Here is a 2,183-nt window from a genome sequence, read left to right as displayed (position 1 = left end):
CGGTGATACTGGCTGGAGGCGAGCACCAGCAGCGTGTCGGTGCCAGCGGCAGGCGCAGCGGGCAACGCGCGCAGGACGTCGACCTGCCCGGGTCGCTCCTCGTTGGCGGTAGCCCCGACCGTGCCATTGGCGGGCAGGGGCCGGCCGTTCCAGTACGGCTGGCTGGCCGCGCGCACGGACAGCCGCAGCGTGCGGTCGGCCGGTTGTTCCGCTGCGGTGGCAGGCACCTCCCAGCGCAGCCAGTAGGGGCCGCGCCAGCGTGCCAGTTCGCGTTGATCCACCGCGCGCCAGGGCAGGCCGTCGGGCGGCGTGGAGGGCACATCCGCCGACGCCGCCGGTGCCATCGCCGTCGGTTCCAGATAGCGCAGGCCGGCAGGCGGTGCTGCCGCCACCAGCCAGGCGGTGACCGCGGCAACCAGTACAACCAGGGTGGTGAGGGTTCGGAGGATCTGCATGCGGCCATCGTATCGGCTGCGTGGAGACATTGGTCCCCCGCGTGGAGCCGTTGGGCGGACGCGAACGCCTTCTCCGCCCGAGGGCGGCAGATGCTGGGGGTGTGTTGATGTGCCGCGCCACCCCGGTGCGCGGTCCGCTGTTTCATCTTCCCTGGAGCCCGCCATGACCCATGCTTCGATGCTGCACGCTGATCGTCCCCGTTCCTGCCTGCACGGCATGGCCACGCGGCTGGCAACCCTGTGCCTGACCTTCGCCGCCGTTGACCCGGTGCTGGCCGCTGACACGGCGGCGCCGCTGGTGTTCGAACCCTATGCCTACCAGACCCAGGCGCACGGCACGATCGCAGCGGAAGCGGCTTACCTCGATGTGCCGCGCCGCCACGCGGCGCCGGACGGGCCGCGCATGCGTCTGCGCGTGGTCCGGCTGCGGGCGACGGCGGGCGACGGCCGCGCGGCACCCGTTGTGTATCTCGCCGGTGGGCCGGGTGGCTCGGGTATCGGGACTGCGCGGGGGCCACGTTGGCCGGTGTTCGACCGGGTCCGGCGCGACACCGACGTGCTGTTGCTGGACCAACGCGGCGCCGGCGCGTCCGAGCCACCGCCGACATGCCCGCATGTGCAGCAGTTCGATGACGCGCAACCGTTGCAGCGCGACGCCGCGCTGGCCGCATTGCGTGACACCGCAGCGCGTTGTGTCGCGTTCTGGAAACAGGCCGGGGTCGATCTGGGCGCGTACACCACGGTGGAAAGCGCCGGCGACATCGAGGACCTGCGGCGCGCCCTGGGCGTGCCGAAGATCAGCCTGTGGGGGATGAGCTACGGCACCCACCTGGCACTGGCCACGGTGCGCCTGCACGGCGACCGGCTGGAGCGGGTGGTGTTGATGGGCAGCGAAGGCCCGGACGATACCCTGAAGCTGCCGCTGGCGGCGGATGCGCTGCTGGCGCAGTTGGGTGGGGCAGCGGCCGATGCGGGTTTCGAGGATCTGACCGGCTCTGCCACGCGGGTACTGGCCACGTTACGCCAGCAGCCCGCCCAGGGCAGGAGCCTGCTCCACCCGGACAAACAGGTCACCATCGGTGCCTATGACCTGCAGCTGGCGATGGCGGCCATGCTCGGCCGCCGCACCACCCAGCAGTGGCTGCCGTTTGCGCTGCGCCAGGCCGAGCGCGGCGATTACAGTCCGCTGGCCGACATCGTGCTGCTGCTGCGCGGTGAGTTTGGCCAGTTCGGCGCGATGTCGCTGGCGATGGACGTGGCCTCCGGCCAGAGTCCGCAGCGGCGTGCCTTGGCCGAGGCACAGGCGCGTACCAGCCTGTTCGGTGATGCGTTGAACTTCCCGTTCCCGATGCTGGGCGACGGGCTGGGGCTGGTTGATCTGGGTGACGCGTTCCGGGCTCCGCTGCGGAGCGCGGTGCCGGTGCTGTTCATCAGTGGCACGCTGGACGGGCGGACCCCGCCGGCCAACGCCGAAGCGCTGCGGCCGGGCTTCGCCAACAACACGTGGCTGCTGGTGCGCGGCGCCAGCCACGACAACGAAATGTGGCTCGGGCAACCGGCCATTGCCGGCACCATCGCCGATTTCCTGGTGGGCCAGGCGGTCCGCGACGCGGTGCTGGACCTGCCGCCGCCGGCCTTTGTGACCGACCAGGCGGCGATGCTGCGTTCGCTGCCGCGCTGAGGGCAGGGCGGGGCGGGGAGCCGGCACGCTGCGTGGCCGGCTCACAC

Annotated in this window: 1 protein-coding gene and 1 pseudogene; one reads left to right on the top strand and one right to left on the bottom strand. The window is 71.7% G+C overall.

Annotated features, from left to right (window positions below; genetic code table 11):
* Positions 1-455: pseudogene (locus DBR34_RS22105) on the bottom strand (ATPase); the annotation flags it as partial.
* A 163-nt stretch (positions 456-618) separates the two neighbouring features.
* Here DBR34_RS22105 and DBR34_RS04060 point away from each other — a divergent pair.
* Positions 619-2,136: an alpha/beta hydrolase gene (locus tag DBR34_RS04060; protein ID WP_258223652.1), complete on the top strand. Its 1,518-nt coding sequence runs from the start codon at positions 619-621 to the stop codon at positions 2,134-2,136.
* Positions 2,137-2,183: the final 47 nt, after the last annotated feature.

Source organism: Stenotrophomonas sp. HMWF003 (genome assembly GCF_003061285.1).
Classification (GTDB): Bacteria; Pseudomonadota; Gammaproteobacteria; order Xanthomonadales; family Xanthomonadaceae; genus Stenotrophomonas; species Stenotrophomonas maltophilia_AP.
The sequence above is the reverse complement of the archived record's forward strand: the minus strand, read 5'-3'. Positions and strand labels throughout refer to the sequence as shown.